Annotated in this window: 23 protein-coding genes; 19 read left to right on the top strand and 4 right to left on the bottom strand. The window is 68.4% G+C overall.

All coding sequences use genetic code 11. The features are described 5' to 3' along the window. Window positions 1-190: 190 nt before the first annotated feature. Window positions 191-1,216 carry an HAD family hydrolase gene (locus tag ACWDXS_RS24885; RefSeq protein WP_378991035.1) on the bottom strand — a complete coding sequence of 342 codons (1,026 nt, stop codon included), beginning with the start codon at window positions 1,214-1,216 and terminating at the stop codon, window positions 191-193. Between the two features lie 88 nt (window positions 1,217-1,304). Between ACWDXS_RS24885 and ACWDXS_RS24890 the strand changes: the two genes are divergently transcribed. The 5 genes from ACWDXS_RS24890 (at window position 1,305) to ACWDXS_RS24910 (ending at window position 6,804) form a co-directional block, all read left to right on the top strand. Continuing rightward, window positions 1,305-1,586, top strand: coding sequence for a glutaredoxin family protein (locus tag ACWDXS_RS24890; RefSeq protein ID WP_378991033.1), 282 nt, complete (start codon window positions 1,305-1,307; stop codon window positions 1,584-1,586). 206 nt (window positions 1,587-1,792) lie between these two features. After that, entirely contained in the window at window positions 1,793-2,656 is an 864-nt protein-coding gene (locus ACWDXS_RS24895) for a redox-sensing transcriptional repressor Rex (RefSeq protein ID WP_378634153.1), read from the top strand. 76 nt (window positions 2,657-2,732) lie between these two features. Further along, window positions 2,733-4,205, top strand: a complete 1,473-nt coding sequence (locus ACWDXS_RS24900) for a glutamyl-tRNA reductase (protein ID WP_379313521.1) — start codon at window positions 2,733-2,735, stop codon at window positions 4,203-4,205. Continuing rightward, window positions 4,202-5,233, top strand: a complete 1,032-nt coding sequence (gene hemC / locus ACWDXS_RS24905) for a hydroxymethylbilane synthase (protein WP_379298615.1) — start codon at window positions 4,202-4,204, stop codon at window positions 5,231-5,233. Before ACWDXS_RS24900 ends, hemC begins: the two co-directional genes overlap by 4 nt. Next, window positions 5,230-6,804, top strand: coding sequence for a bifunctional uroporphyrinogen-III C-methyltransferase/uroporphyrinogen-III synthase (locus tag ACWDXS_RS24910; RefSeq protein ID WP_378634163.1), 1,575 nt, complete (start codon window positions 5,230-5,232; stop codon window positions 6,802-6,804). Before hemC ends, ACWDXS_RS24910 begins: the two co-directional genes overlap by 4 nt. A 56-nt stretch (window positions 6,805-6,860) precedes the next feature. Here the strand turns inward: ACWDXS_RS24910 and ACWDXS_RS24915 are convergent, their stop codons facing one another. Further along, window positions 6,861-7,139, bottom strand: a complete 279-nt coding sequence (locus tag ACWDXS_RS24915; RefSeq protein WP_364403472.1) for a hypothetical protein — start codon at window positions 7,137-7,139, stop codon at window positions 6,861-6,863. A gap of 254 nt (window positions 7,140-7,393) precedes the next feature. Here ACWDXS_RS24915 and ACWDXS_RS24920 point away from each other — a divergent pair, with 254 nt between their 5' ends. The 6 genes from ACWDXS_RS24920 (at window position 7,394) to ACWDXS_RS24945 (ending at window position 10,878) form a co-directional block, all read left to right on the top strand. Next, window positions 7,394-8,572, top strand: coding sequence for a serine hydrolase domain-containing protein (locus ACWDXS_RS24920; RefSeq protein WP_449969175.1), 1,179 nt, complete (start codon window positions 7,394-7,396; stop codon window positions 8,570-8,572). 42 nt (window positions 8,573-8,614) lie between these two features. Then, window positions 8,615-9,592, top strand: coding sequence for a porphobilinogen synthase (gene hemB / locus ACWDXS_RS24925; protein ID WP_449969178.1), 978 nt, complete (start codon window positions 8,615-8,617; stop codon window positions 9,590-9,592). Then, window positions 9,589-10,101: a hypothetical protein gene (locus ACWDXS_RS24930; RefSeq protein ID WP_378991025.1), complete on the top strand. Its 513-nt coding sequence runs from the start codon at window positions 9,589-9,591 to the stop codon at window positions 10,099-10,101. Before hemB ends, ACWDXS_RS24930 begins: the two co-directional genes overlap by 4 nt. Window positions 10,102-10,160: 59 nt before the next feature. Beyond that, on the top strand, window positions 10,161-10,283 hold the full coding sequence (locus ACWDXS_RS24935; protein WP_281258081.1) for a hypothetical protein: 123 nt from the start codon (window positions 10,161-10,163) through the stop codon (window positions 10,281-10,283). 30 nt (window positions 10,284-10,313) lie between these two features. Further along, window positions 10,314-10,577 (top strand): hypothetical protein, encoded by a 264-nt coding sequence (locus tag ACWDXS_RS24940; RefSeq protein WP_449969182.1) that lies wholly within the window; start codon window positions 10,314-10,316, stop codon window positions 10,575-10,577. Window positions 10,578-10,653: 76 nt separating this feature from the next. Next, on the top strand, window positions 10,654-10,878 hold the full coding sequence (locus ACWDXS_RS24945; protein WP_449969185.1) for a hypothetical protein: 225 nt from the start codon (window positions 10,654-10,656) through the stop codon (window positions 10,876-10,878). Here ACWDXS_RS24945 and ACWDXS_RS24950 read toward each other — a convergent pair whose 3' ends face one another. Continuing rightward, window positions 10,879-11,265, bottom strand: a complete 387-nt coding sequence (locus tag ACWDXS_RS24950; protein WP_378991023.1) for a hypothetical protein — start codon at window positions 11,263-11,265, stop codon at window positions 10,879-10,881. A 207-nt stretch (window positions 11,266-11,472) separates the two neighbouring features. Between ACWDXS_RS24950 and hemL the strand changes: the two genes are divergently transcribed. The 8 genes from hemL (at window position 11,473) to ACWDXS_RS24990 (ending at window position 18,910) form a co-directional block, all read left to right on the top strand. Beyond that, the gene (gene hemL, locus ACWDXS_RS24955; protein ID WP_378991020.1) at window positions 11,473-12,792 is read left to right on the top strand and encodes a glutamate-1-semialdehyde 2,1-aminomutase; all 1,320 of its coding nucleotides are present in this window, start codon (window positions 11,473-11,475) and stop codon (window positions 12,790-12,792) included. Window positions 12,793-12,911: 119 nt separating this feature from the next. After that, on the top strand, window positions 12,912-13,529 hold the full coding sequence (locus tag ACWDXS_RS24960; protein ID WP_378943160.1) for a histidine phosphatase family protein: 618 nt from the start codon (window positions 12,912-12,914) through the stop codon (window positions 13,527-13,529). Beyond that, window positions 13,526-14,167 (top strand): TlpA disulfide reductase family protein, encoded by a 642-nt coding sequence (locus ACWDXS_RS24965; RefSeq protein ID WP_379318188.1) that lies wholly within the window; start codon window positions 13,526-13,528, stop codon window positions 14,165-14,167. Before ACWDXS_RS24960 ends, ACWDXS_RS24965 begins: the two co-directional genes overlap by 4 nt. Continuing rightward, window positions 14,164-14,400, top strand: a complete 237-nt coding sequence (locus ACWDXS_RS24970; protein ID WP_378991018.1) for a hypothetical protein — start codon at window positions 14,164-14,166, stop codon at window positions 14,398-14,400. The genes ACWDXS_RS24965 and ACWDXS_RS24970 overlap by 4 nt, the downstream gene beginning before the upstream one ends. Next, window positions 14,397-15,212, top strand: a complete 816-nt coding sequence (locus ACWDXS_RS24975; RefSeq protein WP_378991016.1) for a cytochrome c biogenesis CcdA family protein — start codon at window positions 14,397-14,399, stop codon at window positions 15,210-15,212. Before ACWDXS_RS24970 ends, ACWDXS_RS24975 begins: the two co-directional genes overlap by 4 nt. Next, entirely contained in the window at window positions 15,212-16,840 is a 1,629-nt protein-coding gene (gene resB, locus ACWDXS_RS24980) for a cytochrome c biogenesis protein ResB (RefSeq protein WP_378991014.1), read from the top strand. The genes ACWDXS_RS24975 and resB overlap by 1 nt, the downstream gene beginning before the upstream one ends. 31 nt (window positions 16,841-16,871) lie before the next feature. Further along, a complete protein-coding gene (gene ccsB, locus ACWDXS_RS24985; RefSeq protein ID WP_387445679.1) occupies window positions 16,872-17,828 on the top strand; it encodes a c-type cytochrome biogenesis protein CcsB in 957 nt (318 codons plus the stop codon). A gap of 59 nt (window positions 17,829-17,887) precedes the next feature. Next, window positions 17,888-18,910, top strand: a complete 1,023-nt coding sequence (locus ACWDXS_RS24990) for a tetratricopeptide repeat protein (RefSeq protein WP_449969192.1) — start codon at window positions 17,888-17,890, stop codon at window positions 18,908-18,910. A gap of 12 nt (window positions 18,911-18,922) precedes the next feature. On the opposite strand, the gene ACWDXS_RS24995 is transcribed toward ACWDXS_RS24990, so the two are convergent. Further along, on the bottom strand, window positions 18,923-19,573 hold the full coding sequence (locus tag ACWDXS_RS24995; protein ID WP_378634197.1) for a hypothetical protein: 651 nt from the start codon (window positions 19,571-19,573) through the stop codon (window positions 18,923-18,925). Between the last annotated feature and the right edge of the window lie 16 nt (window positions 19,574-19,589).

Consider the following 19,589-nt stretch of genomic DNA (forward strand, 5'->3'; position numbering starts at 1 on the left):
TTGGAGCGCTGGCGCGCTCGAGTCGCGGCCCTGAGGGGCCGCCGGTTAGCCACCGGGGCTTGCTCCTTCGTCGCCTACGCCCCGGCGGCTAACCGGCGACCCGGCCGCGACCGGCCACTTCGTGGCCGCCGCTCCCTAGGGGTCGCGGGTGCGGGGTTGGGGTTTATGGGGTGTGGAAGGCGGCCGGGACTCAGTGTTCGCGGTGGCGGGCTACTACTGCTGCTACCGCGCCACCCGCGGCGCCCAGCGCCAGGGCGGTGGGGACGCCGATCTTGGCTGCTTTGCGGCCGGTGCGGAAGTCGCGGATTTCCCAGCCGCGGTTCTTCGCGACCTCGCGCAGGTCGGAGTCGGGGTTGATGGCGACAGCGGTGCCGACCAGCGACAGCATGGGGACGTCGTTGTGGCTGTCGGAGTAGGCGGTGCAGCGCTTGAGGTTGAGCCCTTCGCGGATGGCGAGGGTACGCACCGCGTGCGCCTTGCCGAGCCCGTGCAGGATGTCGCCGACCAGGCGGCCGGTGAACTTGCCGTCGACACTCTCGGCGACCGTGCCGAGGGCGCCGGTCAGACCGAGGCGTTTGGCGATCACATTGGCCAGCTCGACGGGGGTGGCGGTCACCAGCCAGACCTGCTGGCCGGCGTCGAGGTGCATCTGGGCGAGTGCGCGGGTGCCGGGCCAGATCTTGTCGGCGATGATCTCGTCGTAGATCTCCTCGCCGAGTGCCGCGAGTTCGGCCGTGGGGCGGCCCGCGATGAAGCTGAGCGCCTTCTCCCGGCCCGAGACCATGTCGGAGGAGTTCTCCTTGCCGGTGACCCGGAACTTCACCTGCTTCCAGGCGACGTCGACCAGATCGGAGGTCTTGAAGTACTTGCGCGCGGCCAACCCGCGGGCGAAGTGGACGATCGAGGCACCCTGCACGAGGGTGTTGTCGACGTCGAAGAACGCCGCGGCGGTGAGGTCGCGCGGAACCTCGGGGCCCGCGTCGGCACCCTGCTCGGCGAGCTCGGCATCGTGCAGCTCGAGCGCGGCGTCGGCGCTGGCCTCACCGGCCAGGTTGGCGCGTAACTCTTCTTCGCTCGGTCCGAACGGGCTGCGTGGCAGCCGTGCGAACTGTTCCTGCAGTTCCTGACCGAGGCGGCTGGGCTGCCACCGTGCAGGGAACTCCCCGAATCGCCCTGCGACGAATCCGGCCCTAGTCACCTTCGAACGTTCCGGCACCAGTACCCTCCGCTAGTCGCGCGAACCATGTCCACAGTAACCGGCTGCACCGACAACCCGCTGCGGGCTCGGGGATTAAATAGGACTCATGACTAATCCCACACCGACGGTGACCCTGTTGACCCGCGCTGGTTGCGGCATGTGCAGCGCGGCACTGGAGCAATTGCGGATGATCTGTGGTGATTTCGGTCTCCCGGTCGCCACTGTAGACGTCGACGAAGCCGCGGTCAGGGAGCCGGAACTGCGTGCCGAATACGGTGATCGCCTGCCGGTGGTCCTGTTGAACGGCCGTGAACACAGCTATTTCGACGTCGATGAGCCCCGTTTGCGGGCGGACCTGAGCCGGATCGCTGGTCGCGACGGAAAATGAGGCCGAATTCACCGACTTTGTGAACGCCTGCACAAGCGGTTACGGTGGTGACACGCAATCCGCACCGCCGCTCCACGCGGCGGCGGTGGCCGGGTTTGTACCGCCCCTATGGCACCGGTCGCGCTCTCGTAATTGCAGCGACCCACACCGGTGAACGAAACAGAGGAACCGGACCGCGATCAGGCCCGGAACGAGGAGCCGACGACGTGACAGAGCAGCACGAGACGCCGAGTGGCGTCTCCGGCAAGGCTCTTGTGCGGGACATTCCGCAGGCCACGGTGACTCGTCTTGCTACCTATCTCCGGGTTCTCGCCGGGTTGGCCGACGAGGGTGTAGTCATCGTATCGAGTGAGGAACTCGCTGTCGCGGCGGGTGTCAATTCGGCGAAGCTGCGCAAGGATCTTTCCTTCCTCGGACCCAACGGTGTGCGGGGTGTCGGCTATGACGTAGCCAAGTTGCGCACGAGGATCGAAGATGTGCTCGGACTGTCGCAGGGACATCGGGTAGTGCTGATCGGCGCGGGCAATCTGGGTCGCGCGCTGGTCGGTTACGGCGGATTCGGGGTACGAGGCTTCACCGTGGTCGGGATCTTCGACAACGACCCGTCGGTGATCGGCCAGTCGTACGCCGGTCTCGTCGTGCGCGATGTCGAGCAACTGACCGCGCAGATTCCGGCGCTGACGCCGACGATCGCGGTGGTGGCCGTGCCCGACGAAGCCGCCCAGGACGTGTGTGACCGGCTCGTCGACGCCGGACTGCCGTCGATCCTGAGTTTCGCGCCGCTGGAACTGCGCGCGCCCGCCCATGTCCAGGTCCGCCGCGTCGACCTGGCGATGGAACTGCAGATGCTGTCCTTCGATGCCGCGCGCAACGACGCGCCCGCGCTGCCCGAGATCGCCGAGGTCGGCTCCGGCCGCGTCGCGCGCCGGGTACCGCCGCCGAACCACCTCACCCATGCCGCACCGGTCGAACCGGCCCGCGGCAGGCCGACACGGCGTACCGCGCCGCACTCGGCCACACCCCACTCGGCAACGGAGCCAAGCACCAAGGGATCGGTGATCACGCCATGAGCGAGCGCCAGCGAGCTGAACAGCGACACGGCGTGCGGACACGCATGACAGGGCACAGCGCCGGCGAGGTGTGGTCATGAGTGTTCTGCTGGTAGGGATTTCGCACCGCAGCGCCCCGGTGTCGGTGCTGGAGAAGGTGGCCATCAGTGAGGCCGATCGGCCGAAGCTGGTGGATCGGCTGCTCGCCTCGAGCCACGTGTCGGAGGCGATGATCGTCTCCACCTGTAACCGGGTCGAGGTCTACGCGGTCGTCGACGCCTTCCACGGCGGACTCGGCGAGGTGAGCGAGCTGCTCACCAAGCATTCCGGACTGCCGCTGGGCGACCTCACCAAGCACGCCTACGTGCGCTACAGCGAGGCCGCGGCCGAGCATCTGTTCGCGGTCGCCAGCGGCTTGGACTCGATGGTCGTCGGCGAGCAGCAGGTGCTCAGCCAGATTCGCAGCGCCTACGCCAGCGCCGACGGTCAGCAGGCGGTCGGGCGCACCCTGCACGAGCTGGCTCAGCACGGGTTGCGGGTCGGCAAGCGGGTGCACTCGGAGACCGGGATCGACCGGGCCGGTGCCTCGGTGGTGTCGGTGGCGCTGGATCGGGCGCGCGGTGTCGTGGGCGATCTCGCCGGACGGACCGCCGTGGTGGTCGGTGCGGGCGCGATGGGCGGGCTGGCCGTCGCGCATCTGTCGCGGGCCGGGATCGGGCGCATCATCGTCGTCAACCGGACCCTTGAACGCGCACAGCGTCTCGCCGAGACCGGGCGCACCATGCACGGTGTCGACGCCGAGGCGGTCGAGATGTCGCGGCTCACCGAGGCCATGGCGGGTACCGATGTGGTGATCACCTGTACGGGCGCGGTCGGGTCCGTGGTGACTCTGGCCGATACCCATCGCGCGCTCGCGGGCCGGGCGCGCACCGACGCCGCCGAGCGTCCACTGGTCTTCTGCGATCTGGGCCTGCCCCGCGATGTGGAGCACGCCGTGGCAGGCCTGCCCGGCGTCGCCGTCATCGACATCGAATCGCTGCAGCGCGATCCGGCCGCGGGAGCCGCGGCCGACGACACCGCCGCCGCGCGCGTCATCGTCGCCGACGAACTCGCCAAATACCTTGCCGGGCAACGCATGGCGGAGGTCACTCCTACGGTGGCCGCGCTGCGTCAGCGTGCCGCCGATGTGGTGGAGGCCGAACTGCTCCGCCTCGATTCGCGGCTGCCCGACCTGGCCGACCCGGCCCGCGACGAGGTGGCCCGCACGGTGCGCCGCGTCGTCGACAAGTTGCTGCACGCGCCGACCGTGCGGGTGAAGCAGCTGGCATCGACGCCGGGCGGCGACAGCTACGCCGAAGCGTTGCGTGAGCTGTTCGAACTGAAACCTGGTGCGGTACAAGCGGTTGCCGCCCCGATGGAGGTCGCCGCGGCGGAGTCCGCGCTGGCCGACGACTTCACCGCAGGCCACCTCGGCGATGGGCCGTCACGCTTGACCGAGTCAAGACCCGACACAGGCAGCATGCGAAACCACGCAGCGCCGCTCGGGCATGCGCAGGAGGAAACCGCATGACCACGACAGTGCAGGAAGAGGACACCGTGACCGCAGGCAGCAGCAGTGCGCCGTGGCGGATCGGCACGCGCGGCAGCCTGCTCGCGCTGACACAGGCGGGCACCATCCGTGATGCGCTGATCGCGGTGGGGCAGCCCGCCGAACTGGTGGTCATCAAGACGCCGGGCGATCTGTCCTCGGATCCGGTGCAGAAGATCGGTGTCGGGGTGTTCACCTCCGCGCTGCGCGACGAGCTCGCCGCGGGCGGCATCGACATCGCGGTGCATTCCTATAAGGACCTCCCCACCGCGCAGGACCCGCGCTTCACCATCGCCGCGATCCCGCCCCGCGAGGACCCGCGCGACGCGCTGGTGGCTCGTGACGGCATGGTGCTCGGCGAACTGCCCGCCGGTGCTCGCGTCGGGACCTCGGCGCCGCGCCGCGCCGCGCAGCTGCGCGCACTCGGCCTCGGCCTCGACATCCTTCCGCTGCGCGGCAATATCGACTCCCGCCTGCGCAAGGTGAGCGAGGGCGAACTCGACGCGATCGTCATCGCCCGCGCCGGCCTGTGCCGGATCGGGCGCACCGACGAGATCACCGAATCGCTCGAACCGGTGCAGATGCTGCCCGCCCCCTCGCAGGGCGCGCTCGCGGTCGAATGCCGCAGTGACGACCCGCAATTGATCGAGATACTCGCCGGTCTGGACGATGCCGCGACCAGAGCCGCGGTGCTCGCCGAGCGTTCGCTGCTCGGTGAGCTCGAGGCAGGCTGCACCGCGCCGATCGGAGCGCTCGCCGAGATCGTCGAGTCGATCGACGAGGACGGCCGGATCTTCGACGAACTCTCGCTGCGCGCCTGTGCCGCCGCGATCGACGGCTCCGATGTCCTTCGCGCCTCGATCGTCGGCGCGCCGAAAGACGCGGCCGAACTCGGTCGCACGCTGGCGCGCGAACTGCTGGACCTGGGTGCTCGCGCATTGCTGAGCGTCACAGACGAACCGGCGCCCACCGACTTCACTAATTCCAGCCCGATGGAGAACAACCGATGAGCAGCAGCCGAGCTACCAAGAAGCAACCAGGGCGGATCCTCTTCGTCGGATCCGGCCCCGGCGACCCGGCCCTGCTGACCGTGCGTGCCCGTGAGGTGCTCGAGCGGGCGATGCTGGCCTTCACCGACCCCGATGTCGACAAGGGCGTGCTCGCCCTGATCGGTAGCGCGGTCGAGGTGGGGGAGGACGGCGAGAGCCCGGTCGACGTGCGGCCCGCCCTCGGCGAACCCGCCGAGGTGGCCAAGACGCTGATCGCCGAGGCGCGCAACGGTCACGACGTGGTCCGCATCGTCACCGGCGACCCGTTGACCACCGATTCGGTGATCAACGAGGTCAACGCCGTCACCCGCTCGCACATGGTGTTCGAGGTGCTGCCGGGCCTGCCCAACGGCTCGGCCGTGCCCAGCTACGCGGGCATCGCGCTGGGCTCCGGGCACACCGAGGCCGATGTGCGCGGCGAGGTCGACTGGTCGGCGCTGGCCGCCGCCCCCGGCCCGCTGGTGCTGCACGCCACCTCCGGTCACCTGGCCGAGACCGCCAGCGCGCTGGTGGAACACGGTATGGCGCCGCAGACGCCGGTCGCGGTCACCGTGCGTGGCACCACTCGTCAGCAGCGCACCATCGAGGCCACGCTGGCCTCGCTGAACAACGCCGCGTCCGAGCTCGTCGGCCCGCTGGTCGTGACGGTCGGCAAGGAAGTCGACAAGCGCGCCAAGATGTCGTGGTGGGAGTCGCGTGCCCTCTACGGCTGGACCGTGCTCGTCCCGCGCACCAAGGATCAGGCGGGGGAGATGAGCGAGCGGCTCGTCACCCACGGCGCGATCCCGATCGAGGTGCCGACCATCGCGGTGGAGCCGCCGCGCAGCCCCGCCCAGATGGAACGGGCCGTGAAGGGTCTGGTCGACGGGCGCTACCAGTGGGTGGTGTTCACCTCCACCAACGCGGTGCGCGCGGTGTGGGAGAAGTTCGCCGAGTTCGGACTGGACGCTCGCGCGTTCTCCGGTGTGAAGATCGCCTGCGTCGGCGAGGCCACCGCGGAGCGGGTGCGCTCCTTCGGTATCAACCCCGAACTGGTGCCCAGCGGCGAACAGTCCTCCGAGGGCCTGCTCGCCGACTTCCCGCCCTACGACGACGTGTTCGATCCGGTGAACCGGGTGCTGTTGCCCCGCGCCGACATCGCCACCGAGACCCTGGCCGAGGGCCTGCGTGAGCGCGGCTGGGAGATCGACGACGTCACCGCCTACCGCACGGTGCGCGCCTCGCCGCCGCCCGCGGAGACCCGCGAGATGATCAAGACCGGCGGTTTCGACGCGGTCCTGTTCACCTCGTCCTCCACGGTGCGCAACCTGGTCGGCATCGCGGGCAAGCCGCACGCTCGCACCATCGTGGCCTGCATCGGCCCGAAGACCGCGGAGACCGCGATCGAGTTCGGTCTGCGTGTGGACGTGCAGCCCGAGACGGCTCAGGTGGGCCCACTGGTGGAGGCACTGGCCGAGCACGCGTCGCGCCTGCGCGCCGAGGGCTTGCTGCCGCCGCCGCGTAAGAAGAGCCGCCGCAGCAGCAGCCGCTGATCTCAGCAGATACCCCGAAAGCCCGCCCGCAACGGCGGGCTTTCGGCGTATCGAGGTCATCGGCTGTAGCGCAGCAGTGTGCGCACGAGCCGGCAGGTGGCATCGGACGGCGGGCGGATGTCGATCTTCTCGGCGGTGCGCCGGATCGTGTCGTTGGTGGCCTGATTGGGTAGGTACACACCGGAATCCAGCAGCGCGATCGTCAACCGCATGGCCTTGAGCCGACGGTTGTGCGCCACGTACCAGCGGCGCGGACGGCCCGCGGGCAGTCGCTTCTTCTCGAGCGGCACGTACGGCGCGGTGATGAAAGTGGTCTGAGCGGCAATGGCATTCATTCGGCGTCCTCCCGTTGCGTTTGGGTCCCGCCCCCGATCGTCGGAACCCTCGAACACGCTTTCGATTATACCGAGGGGCACCGACAGGTTTCGTCGATCTCTCGCGGAAGCCATTGAGCTCCAGTGGGTTTCGATGTTATCCACAGGTTCGCCGCGACCGGTCGCCGACCTCGGCGAAGCGCCGCGCGTGGTGATTCGCGGGTAGCTGTCGGACCGCTGTGGTCTAGTAGCGCAAGGCAACCCGGGGAGAGGCGATGACCGTGAACGAGATCGACAAGCGGCTCGGCGCGCACGTCGCGGCGGACGAACTGCTCGGCCTGGCATGGCTCGTGGCAACCGGAGACGATGTCATCACCGGCGCCATCGGCCACCTCGACGACACCCGCACCACCCCGACGCGCACCGACACCATCTTCCGGATCTCCTCGATGACCAAACCGCTCACCGCGGCGGCGGCCTCGATTCTGATCGACGACGGCGTACTCGATCCGGCCGAACCGGTCGACCGGCTCCTCCCGGAACTCGCCGGCTTACGTGTGCTCGCGCACCCCACCGCCGAAGTCGCCGACACGGTCGCGGTGAACCGCCCGATCGCCGTCGGCGACCTGCTCACCTTCCGCCTCGGCTGGGGCATGGATTTCGCCGACTTCGCACCCAAGCCGTTCGACGCCGCCTGGAGTGCCCTCGACCTCGGCTGGGGCCCGCCGACGCCCGCGCGGATGTTGCCTCCGGACATCTGGCTGCGCCGGCTCGGCACCCTGCCCCTGCAGTATCAGCCCGGCGAACGCTGGCTCTACCACGTCGGCGCGTCGATCCTCGGATTCCTGGTCGCCAGGGCAGCGAGCAAACCGCTCTCGGAATTCCTGGCGGAGCGTGTCCTGCGCCCACTCGGCATGACCGACACCGGTTTCTCCGTCCCGCCTGACAAGCTGGCCCGATTCGGCCCGCATTACTCGGAAACAGACGGCACCCGCACCGTCTTCGACCCCGTCGACGGTCAATGGAGCACTCCACCCGACTTCGAAGGGGGCGGTGACGGCCTGGTCTCCACTCTCGCCGACTACTACCGCTTCGCGCGGATGCTGCGCGACGGCGGCGAACTCGACGGCATCCGAGTGCTGTCCGAGCGAGCCGTCGCGGCCATGACCACCAACCACCTCACCGCCGAGCAACTGGCCCGCGGCGGACCCGGCCCCGGCGACAGCGCGGGGTGGGGTTACGGCGTCGGCGTCCAGGTACGCGACCAACCCGACGGCCCACGCGCAGGTGCCTACGGCTGGGCAGGCGGTCTCGGCTCGACCTGGTCCAATGACGGCGCGGTGACGGCGATCCTGCTCACCAACGAAACGTGGAGTTCGGCCGGCCCGTCCCCGGTCTTCGCAACTTTCGAGCAGATTCTGGGCGAAACCGCCCGCCGTCGCGACCCGTTGTAGGCGCTGCGGCGACCATCGGGGGACAGGCGTATTCTGCGGGCTATGACCGCTTTCGACCGCCCGCGGCGGTTGCGCAGGACACCCGCATTGCGTCGACTCGTCGCCGAGACCACGCTGCAGCCGCGTCAGTTGGTACTGCCGATGTTCGTGGCCGACGGACTCGACGAGCCGCGGGAGATCAGCTCGATGCCGGGGGTGTATCAGCACACGCTGGACTCGCTGCGCAAGGCCGCCGCGGAATCGGTGGCCGCCGGGGTGGGCGGACTGATGCTGTTCGGTGTGCCGCTGTCCGAGGACAAGGACGCCACCGGCAGCCAGGCCAGTGATCCGAACGGGATCCTGAACCGCGGTCTGCGCGCGCTGGCCGAAGAAGTCGGGGACGCGACGGTCATCATGGCCGACACCTGCCTCGACGAATTCACCGACCACGGCCACTGCGGGGTCATCGGCACCGATGGCGCGGTCGACAACGACGCCACCTTGCACCGCTACGTGGAGATGGCGCTGTCGCAGGCCGAAGCCGGTGCCGATCTGCTCGGAACCAGCGGCATGATGGACGGACAGGTCGGCGCGATCCGGCGTGGGCTCGATGCGGTCGGGCGCACCGACACCGCCATCCTCGCCTACGCGGCCAAGTACGCCTCGGCCTTCTACGGCCCCTTCCGTGAGGCCGTCGGCTCGTCGCTGGAAGGCGATCGCCGCACCTATCAGCAGGATCCGGCCAACCGCCGCGAGTCGCTGCGCGAGCTCGACCTCGACCTCGCCGAGGGCGCCGACATCGTGATGGTGAAGCCCGCGATGTCCTACCTCGACATCCTGCGCGACGTCGCCGACCGTTCCACCGTCCCCGTCGCGGCCTATCAGATCTCCGGCGAGTACGCGATGATCACCGCCGCCGCCGAGCGTGGCTGGATCGATCGCCGGGCTTCGATCCTGGAGTCGCTGATCGGCATCCGGCGGGCAGGCGCGGACATCGTGCTCACCTACTGGGCGACCGAGGCAGCACACTGGCTGTCGTGATCGTTCCGCCGAACAAACCCGAAACCCTTCCCGTGCCGGAGGACGTCGGCACCGCTCGTCAGCTGTGGTGGGGAATCGCCGGCCTCGGTGTCGTCTACACCTTCGCCAGTGTCATCACCATGACCGGGGAGCGCGACAAGCTCAGCAAGCAGTTCCTCGACGAGATGCACAAGTCGGATCCGAACTTCCCGGCGTCGACCGTCGACGTGATGGTGCTGGTGGCTTTCGCGCTGACCGCGCTGGTCGGGGTGCTGCTGGCCGGTGTCACCGTGGCGATCGCGCATCAGCTCGGCCGTGGCAAGAGCTGGGCGCGCACGGTGCTCACTGTTGTCGCGATCTGGCTCGGACTCGGCGCCGTCGCCACCATGTTCAGCTTCTCCGCGGTCGCCAATCCAGCGACGATCGTGGCGGGCGGCTCGGCGATCGTGCAGGGCGTGCTCGCCGCGGGGGCCGCGTTCCTCAGCTACCGGCCCGAGTCGACGAAGTACTTCCAGTCCCGCCGGAAGTGACACCACACAGTGTATGGTGAGGATTGTCACACCGGTTGAGCGCCGGGGGAGCGGAGGCAATGATGCGCGTGGTGATCGAGCAACCACACAGCCTGCGACGCGACCTGTTGGTGATCGGGCTGATGGTTGTACTCACCCTCGCCGTCATCGCGCTGATTCTGCTACCGAGCCTGGTCGGCTGATTCGATCTCGCCCCTGGCAGGATCGCAGGAATGAGACGCTGGATCGCGCTGTTCGAACTCGGCTTCGCCGTGCTCTTCCTTGCCTGCGCGATCGTCAGCTGGTGCGCCGCACGGCGCACGACCGAATTCGCTGGCACCGATGAGCACCCCGGGTTCGAGGCGGTGCGCTACGTGCCGCCGTTGCTGGTGCTCGCCTGTGCGCTGGTGATCGTGAGCGGGGTGCTGGTCATCGATGTCATCACCAGGATCTACCGCGGATCTGTAGCACCGCGCGATCTCGAACCGATGATCTAGAGGAAGCCGAATTCCGATGTGTGCGTGGGGGTTCGGGACGCGAGCTCGCACCGCGGGCTCCCTCGAGGAGGAATCGATGACCAGACTGACCGCAGGAATCTGTGCCGTCGCCGCCGCGGTGGCGACGATCGCCCTGGCCGCGGCGCCCGCCCAGGCCGCCCCCGGCCTGCCGCTCACCCCGATGATCGCCGAGCCGGCCGCCGACGGTTTCGCCCCGGAGACCGGCTCGAGCGGCATCTACAACGGCATCATGTGCCAGCTGCACACGATCTCGGCCGAAGTGCCCTGCATGTACACCTGATCAGCTGGTCCACTGCTGGTAGACGTCGACGATGCGGCCGCCGCGCGTGCCGGGCGCGTTCAGGAAGACGGAGACGGTGCCGTCGGGATGGGCCGCCGCTTCCGTCACCACCTGACGCAGGGTGGCGTGGATGCCGCCGTCGGCGTCGCGGTACAGATCGCTGTCGGGATGCAGACCCGCGCCGATCCGATTGGCGGGTACGAGCATCGCGGTGATCGCCGGAATCGGCCCCGCCCCGAGGGCCGCGGTCTCCTCGTGGCTGAGTTGGGCACCGATCCGATCGGGCTGGGCCTGTGGTGCGAACGCGGTGGCCGAACCCGCGCCGAGTAGCACTCCCGCCGCGACGAATCCTGTGCCAAGGGCAGTGCTGGTGACGCCGAAACGCATGAAATACCCTCTCGCTGATACCTGATTTCCCTATGGCTCAGGTGCTGAGCCGCCCGGAGCGTAGTCGCAGGCCAATGGGCCTAGATCGAATTCTTTCCCGGATCGGGGCGGCGTGTCGGGCGTGTCGTCGGTGGGTCGCTGCGGTCTGGGTCACTGTGCTCCACCCTGTCGTCCGGCGTGCCGAGGCGAACTGAGACACTGGAATCCGTGAGTCTTACGCAGGTACCGGTTTCGGCCCAGCTCTTCGAGCGGGCGGCCGCCGTGATCCCGGGTGGCGTCAATTCCCCGGTTCGTGCGTTCAACTCGGTCGGCGGTACGCCACGGTTCATCACCTCCGCGAGCGGCTACACGCTCACCGATGCCGACGGCAACGACTACGTCGATCTGGTGTGCTCATGGGGGCCGATGATCCTCGGTCACGCCCACCCCGCCGTCGTCGAGGCCGTGCAGAAGGCCGCGACGAGCGGACTGTCGTTCGGTGCGCCGACCGAGGCCGAGATCGAGCTGGCCGAGGCCATCGCCGCCCGCGTCGACCCCGTCGAGCGGGTCCGCCTGGTGAACTCCGGTACCGAGGCCACGATGAGCGCGGTCCGCTTGGCCCGCGGTTTCACCGGCCGATCCAAGATCATCAAATTCTCCGGCTGCTACCACGGTCACGTCGACGCGTTGCTGGCCGACGCGGGCTCCGGTGTCGCAACCCTCGGTCTGCCGACCTCACCCGGCGTCACCGGCGCGCAGGCCGCCGACACCATCGTGTTGCCCTACAACGACCTCGCCGCCGTCGCCGCTGCCTTCGACGCGCACCCCGGCCTGATCGCCTGCGTCATCACCGAGGCGGCCGCGGGCAACATGGGCGCGGTCGCGCCGCTGCCCGGCTTCAACGAAGGTCTGCGCACCCTCGCCCACGACAACGGCGCGCTGCTGATCATGGACGAGGTGATGACCGGATTCCGGGTCAGCGCGTCGGGTTGGTACGGCCGCGAAGGCGTCGCCGGTGACCTCTACACCTTCGGCAAGGTGATGAGCGGTGGCCTGCCCGCCGCCGCGTTCGGCGGTCGCGCCGAGATCATGAACAACCTCGCCCCGCTCGGCCCGGTGTATCAGGCGGGCACGCTGTCCGGTAACCCCGTCGCCGTCGCCGCGGGCCTGGCGACCCTGCGTGCGGCCGACGACGAGGTGTACGCGGCGCTGGACCGCAATGCCGATCGTCTCGGCGCGTTGTTCGCGAAAGCCCTGACAGAGGCCGGTGTCGAGCATCAAGTCCAGTTCGCAGGCAATATGGTGAGCGTGTTCTTCGCCGAGCGTCCGGTGACCGATTACGCCGCCGCCAAAGCGAGCCAGACCTGGCGTTACCCTGCCTTCTTCCACGCCCTGCTCGACGCGGGCGTGTACGCGCCGCCGAGCGCGTTCGAGGCATGGTTCGTCTCCGCGGCACTCGACGAGGACGCGTTCGACCGTATCGCCGCCGCTCTGCCCGCCGCCGCCCTCGCGGCCGCGGCCGCAACCCCCGAAGGATCCCCAGCGTGAGCTCCGACCAGCCCGACGCAGAATTCGCCCCAGTCCCGGCGGATAGCGACGAGGCGCCCCATCCTGCCCCCGCCGCCGCACCCCCCGCCCTCGACGACGACCCGTCGAGCGTCGAAACCATCGTGCACGTGCTGCGCCACGGCGAAGTGCACAACCCGAACGGCATCCTCTACGGTCGCCTGCCCGGCTTCAGCCTCTCGGTGGCCGGTCGCTCGCAGGCCGGTGCGGTCGCGCGCTCGCTGGCCGATCACGACATCGCGATGGTGATCGCCTCCCCGTTGCAGCGCGCCCAGGAGACCGCGGCGCCGATCGCGGCCGCCCACGACCTGATCGTGCGCACCGACGAGAACCTGATCGAAGCGGGCAACACCTTCGAGGGCCTGCGCGTCTCCGTCGGTGACGGTGCGCTGCGCAAGCCGCGGCACTGGTGGAAGCTGCGCGACCCGTTCACCCCGTCCTGGGGCGAGCCGTATCTGCAGATCGCTCATCGCATGCTCGCCGCGGTGAACAAGGCCCGCGTCGAGGCCGCCGGTCACGAGGTGGTGCTGGTCTCGCATCAGCTGCCCGTGTGGACGCTGCGCCGATTCCTGCAGGGTCAGCGGTTGTGGCACGACCCGCGCAACCGGCAGTGCTCGCTGGCATCGCTGACCTCGCTGGTCTACCACGGCGACACGCTCGTCGACATCGTCTATTCCGAGCCCGCCGGGGCGTCGGATCCGTCGGTCCACGGCGCATGACACGCTGCACCTCGTCGGGAACCGCCCGTGGCCGTCGGCCGCGGGCGCTGACCGCCGTTCTGTCCGCCCTGCTGGTGATCATCGCCGCGGCGGGCTGTTCGACGGGTACCGATGCGGTCGCCACCGGCGGTGGGACCTTCGAATTCGTCTCACCCGGTGGTAAAACGGATATCTACTACGATCCGCCCGCCACGCGCGGGACGATCGGCACGCTCTCGGGGCCCGATCTGATGAACGAGGGAAAGACCGTTTCGGTCGACGATTTCCCGAACCAGATCGTGGTCGTGAACCTGTGGGGACAGTGGTGTGGCCCGTGCCGCGCCGAGTCGCCCGCTCTCGAAAAAGTCTTCGCGGCGACCAGAGATCAAGGCGTCGCGTTCCTGGGGATCAACGTCCGTGACCATCAGCGCGACAAAGCCCAGGACTTCGTAGTGGACAACAAGATCGAATACCCGTCCATCTACGACCCGTCGATGCGGACCTTGCTCGCTCTCGGCGGAAACTTTCCCACCAGTGTTATTCCGACCACGTTGATCCTGGATCGTCAGCACCGGGTCGCCGCGGTCTTCCTTCGCTCGCTATTGGCCGAAGACCTTCAGCCCGTGGTCGAGCGCATCGCCGCCGAGGAGAAGCAGTGAGCAGCCGTCGTCGTCCAGGAAATCTGACCGCGTGTCGTCCCCGTCAGGGCGCCCGCCGAATGGGTGCGGGCTGGACGGTCGACGACCGTTGGGCCGGCATCGCGACCGTGCCGCGCAGTGTCGCCGGCGCCGGTCTGTTCGATTTCGGCCCCGCTGATCCGGCCGAGACCGAGCGAACCCTGTCGTTGCCGCGCGACGAGCAGCATGACATGGATACGGACACCGACGAGTGATTCCGCTCGCCGCAGTCGGGGATTCCTTCCAGCAGACGGCGGCATCGGGTCCGCTTCTGCTGGCGCTGGGAGCCTGCCTGCTCGCGGGCCTGGTGTCGTTCGCTTCACCGTGTGTCGTGCCGCTCGTCCCCGGCTATCTGTCCTACCTGGCCGGGCTGGTCGGTGCCGAGGCGCCGCCTGCCACCAACGCGCAGGCGAGCACGCTCACCGCGCAGCGCCGTAGCGCGAAGATGCGGGTGGCCGGTGCCGCCGGGCTGTTCGTCGCCGGGTTCACGGTGGTGTTCGTGCTGGCCACGGCCACTGTTTTCGGCGTGATCCAGACCCTCAATGTGAATCGGGAACTGCTGCAGCGCATCGGCGGTGTGGTGACGATCCTGATGGGTCTGGTGTTCATCGGCCTGGTCCCCGCCCTGCAGCGCGACACGCGGATGGAGCCGCGCAGGCTCACCAGCATCCTCGGCGCGCCGCTGCTCGGCGGGGTGTTCGCGCTCGGCTGGACCCCGTGTCTGGGGCCCACGCTGTCGGGTGTGATGGCGGTGTCCGCGGGTACCGAGGGCACCACCGCCGTGCGCGGGGTGACGTTGATCGTCGCCTACTGCCTCGGTCTCGGGCTGCCGTTCATCGTGCTGGCCTTCGGGTCGGCCGGTGCGTTGCGCGGGGTCGGCTGGCTGCGGCGCAATTCGCGCACCATTCAGGTAATCGGGGGTTTTCTGCTCGTCGCCGTCGGCGTCGCGCTGGTCACGGGGGCATGGGATCAGTTCGTCGGCTGGGTGCGTGACGGGTTCGTCTCCGAGGTGACTCTTCCGATCTGATGACTGACACGCTGACCACACCGACCACCCCCACCCCGCCCGTCCGGCAGTCGCTGCTGGGCCGGGCCTGGGCCCTGGTCCGTAATTCCTGGCGCGGCCTCACGAGCATGCGTACCGCACTGGTGCTGCTGTTCCTGCTCGCGCTGGCCGCCATCCCCGGCGCCCTGCTGCCGCAACGCAGCCTCAACGCGCAGAAGGTCGACCAGTACATCGCCGACCGTCCGACACTGGGTCCGTGGATGGACCGGTTCGAACTGTTCGACGTGTTCGGCAGCTTCTGGTTCACCGCCATCTACGTGCTGCTGTTCATCTCGCTGGTCGGCTGCATCCTGCCGCGCTGCTGGGACCACTACCGGGCACTGCGTACCCCGCCGGTGCCCGCGCCGCGCAACCTCAGCCGGTTGCCGCACCACTCCAGCGAAACCGACGACCGGACTCCCGACGAGGTGATCGAGGCCGCCAAGGCTTCCTTGCGTGGGTGGCGGACCGAGGTGCGCCCCGGTCAGCGCGACGGCGAAGTGACGCTGTCCGCGGAGAAGGGCTATCTGCGCGAGTTCGGCAACCTGGTGTTCCACCTGTCGCTGGTCGGGCTGCTCGTCGCGATCGCGCTGGGCAAGCTGCTCGGGTACGAGGGCAATGTCATCGTGATCGCCAACGATGGTCCCGGCTTCTGCACCACCTCGCCCGCGGTCTTCGACTCGTTCCGGGCGGGCAACACCAACGACGGCACCGGCATGACGCCGCTGTGCATCAAGGTGAAGGACTTCAAGGCCGACTACCTGCCCACCGGCCAGGCCGAGATGTTCCACTCGAACATCGAGTACCAGGCGGGCGCGGACCTGAGCACCGACACGTGGCGCAGCACCGAGCTCCAGGTGAACCATCCGTTGCGGGTCGCCGGTGACCGCGTCTACCTGCAGGGGCACGGCTTCGCGCCGACGTTCACCGTCACCTTCCCCAACGGGCAGACCCGCACCGAGACCATCCAGTGGCGGCCCGACGACGCGCAGACCTTCCTGTCCAGCGGTGTGCTGCGCATCGACCCGCCCGGCGGCATGTACGCCACCGACGAGGAACGTCGGCAGAACCAGATCGCCATCGAGGGCCTGTTCGCGCCGACCGCGATGTTTCACGGCAGCCTGCTCACCTCGTCGTTCCCCCGGATGGATGACCCAGCGGTCGCGGTCGATGTCTATCGCGGCAATACCGGTCTCGACACCGGTCGTTCCCAGTCGCTGTTCTCGCTGGACCCGGAGATGATCAAGCAGGGTCGGTTGACCAAGGAGGCGCGGGTCAACCTGCGTCCCGGCGAGTCGACCACGTTGCCGAGCGGGGCGAAGGTCACCTTCGACGGCGCCGAGGAATTCGTGAACCTGCAGGTCTCGCACGACCCCGCCCAGCAGTGGGTGCTGGTGAGCGCGCTGACGATGATGGCCGGTCTGCTGGTGTCGCTGTTGCTGAAACGGCGACGGATCTGGATCCGGGCGTACCCGGTCGAGGCCGCGGCGGGTACCGTGGGTCAACGACGCGCCGTAGTAGAAATGGGCGGCCTGGCCAGAAGCGATCAAGCGGGCTGGGGCGCCGAGTTCGATCGACTGCGGACACGGCTGCTGGGAGCGGAGAAGTGATCCGCGCACTCGACATGGAGACGGAATCCTGATGCAGATCGACGAAACGCTGGCACGGTACAGCGACTTCGCGTTCATGTCGGCCATGGCCATCTACGCCCTGGCCACGGTCCTGCTGATCGTGCAGTATGCCTCGGCGCGCGCCAAGCAGGTCGCCGCCCGCGAACTCGTCCCCGCCGGCGACCCCGGGTTGCCCGGCAGGATCGAGACCCCCGAGGCCAAACCGCTCGCCGAACGGCTGGGCAACATGGCCTTCTCGGTGCTGGTGGTCGGCGCGGTCCTGCACATCGGTTCGATCGTGCTGCGCGGCTTCGCCACCCACCGCTTCCCGCTGGGCAACATGTACGAGTTCACCACCATGGCCACCGCGGCCGCCGTGGTGATCGGCCTGATCTTCCTGCGCGACCAGCGCTACCGGGCCATGTGGGCGTTCCTGCTGGTCCCCGTGCTGATCCTGATGTTCCTGGCAGGCACGGTCCTCTACGCCGACGCCGCCCCCGTGGTCCCCGCCCTTCGCTCGTTCTGGCTGCCGATCCACGTCACCATCGTCAGCATCGGCAGCGGCGTCTTCCTGGTCTCGGGCGTGGCCAGCCTGCTCTACCTGTTCCGCATGCGTCAGCCCGCGGGCGAGGAATCCACCAACATCGTCGGCATCATCGCCCGCCGCCTCCCCGACGCCCGCACCCTCGACCAGCTCGCCTACAAAACCACCATCATCGGCTTCCCCCTCTTCGGCGCAGGCGTCATCCTCGGCGCCATCTGGGCCGAAGCCGCCTGGGGCCGCTTCTGGGGCTGGGACCCCAAGGAAACCTGCTCCTTCATCGCCTGGGTCCTCTACGCGGCCTACCTGCACGCCCGAGCCACCTCGGGCTGGCGAGACACCAAGGCAGCCTGGATCAACATCGCCGGCTTCGTAGCGATGCTGTTCAACCTCTTCATCATCAACATGGTGATCAGCGGATTGCACAGCTATGCGGGGCTGAACTGAGCGGCCGCTACCTCCGATATAGCGTGTCTGCATAGCTCCGAGATGAGACCATAGGTCTTGTGGCACACGATCTTCGGCTGTCCGGTGTGACCTACGGGGCGGGGGATCGGTCCGGGGGATCGACTGAGCGTGCGGGGAAGTTGAGTTTCTCGCATTCGGAAATCCGGTGGCGCCGATCGGTGCGCTCGGCGTTCGTGGTCGGCTGGCGCGAGGTGACGGGTGTCGATGTGCGCACGCCCGACCTTGTCGAAGTGATCAGTGCCGGAATCGGGTGGGCCGACGGCTCCGTGATTCGCCTGGATGTGGCGGGGGCTACCCACCGATTCCACGTTGCGGGCACGCAGCCCGAGCAGCTGCGAGAAACGCTGATGGCATGGGTCGTTCGCGAGGCGCCGCCGTCGAAACCGTGGCCCGTGGCGCCTGCGCGTCCGATGGTGGCGCGGGCACCGGTCGATATCGCGTACGCGGCGGCGGCGATCTGGCGAGCCAGCGGCCTGGGACGCGCACCGTTTTCCGAGATCACTACGGCGTCGTATCGGGTGGCTGTCGCGGAGAATCACCGCGACAGCGGACGCTACTCGGAAGCGATCGCGGTGTTGGAGCCGCTCGCTCAACAGTGCGCGGAGAAGTTCGGTGCCGACCAGCCCATCACGTTGCAGGTGCGAAATGCCCTCGGCCGGTCCTACTGCGATGCAGGGTACTTCTCCGAAGGACTGGAGGTGCTGAACGATATCGTGTCGATCGCCGAGCATGTTCTCGGCGTCGACGACGACATGACGCTCACCCTTCGCAACAATCTGGCATTGGGGTATTCCGCTGCCGGTGAGTACCGTCATGCCCTTGACCTACTCGACTCGAACGTCGACTACAGCGAACGGAAACTCGGCGACGACAGTCTCGAAACGCTCGGGCGTCGCAACAACTTGGCGGCGACACAGGCGCTGGCCGGGCTTCGGCAACGCGCTGCGGCCTCGTACTGGAGCATCCTCGATCGGCTGCATCCCGACAGTTACGCGCACAGTCTCGCGGTCACCGCACGCCAGAACCTGGCCATCTTGCACAACCCGCTGTGGGAGCCCTGAGGCGCCTCGGAGTCAGCAGTAGTAGCAGATCTTGTTGGCGGGGAGTTCCACGTGGCAGTTGAGGCAGACCGGCTTGCGCACCGGCTCCGGCTTGGGGATGGCGGCTACGGTGCGGCGGGCGGCGGAGGGGCGTTTGACGGCTGCCTCGGCTGCTTCGGCGGTGGCCAGGTCCGCGGAGGTGGACTGGCGGATGGCGGCGACCTTCGGGGGGAGGGTGGGCAGGCCGCCGTCGGCGGGGAGGTCGGTGGCGTAGTGCTGGTAGCACTGCCAGCGGGCCGCGGCCGCGTGCATTTCGAGGTCGTCGGGGATGGGCAGGCCCGCGAGTTCGAGGATGTAGCGGTAGCCGGTGCCCACGGTCTGGTTCTTGCGCACGCACAGCGCGCTCAGGGGCGGCTCGTTGTTCTTGTGACAGTGCTCGGCGACTTTGTCCAGCACGACCGGCAGCCAGTGCTGCCACTTCACCGCGGTGCGGATCCCGGATTCTTCCTGGACCAGCTCGGCCAACTCCGTATTGACGATGAAGTTGTTGAACCGGGTAGCGGTGTCGGCCAGCACCTCGTGTGCGGCGCGAGTCCACTCCGACCGTGCCTCGGTGAACGTCACGGCGCTGCCGTCGGCCGCGCGCCAAGTGGTCGGGACAGAACCCTGCTGCACATCAATCACCGGAATACGTTATCTA

This window comes from Nocardia sp. NPDC003183, assembly GCF_053590715.1.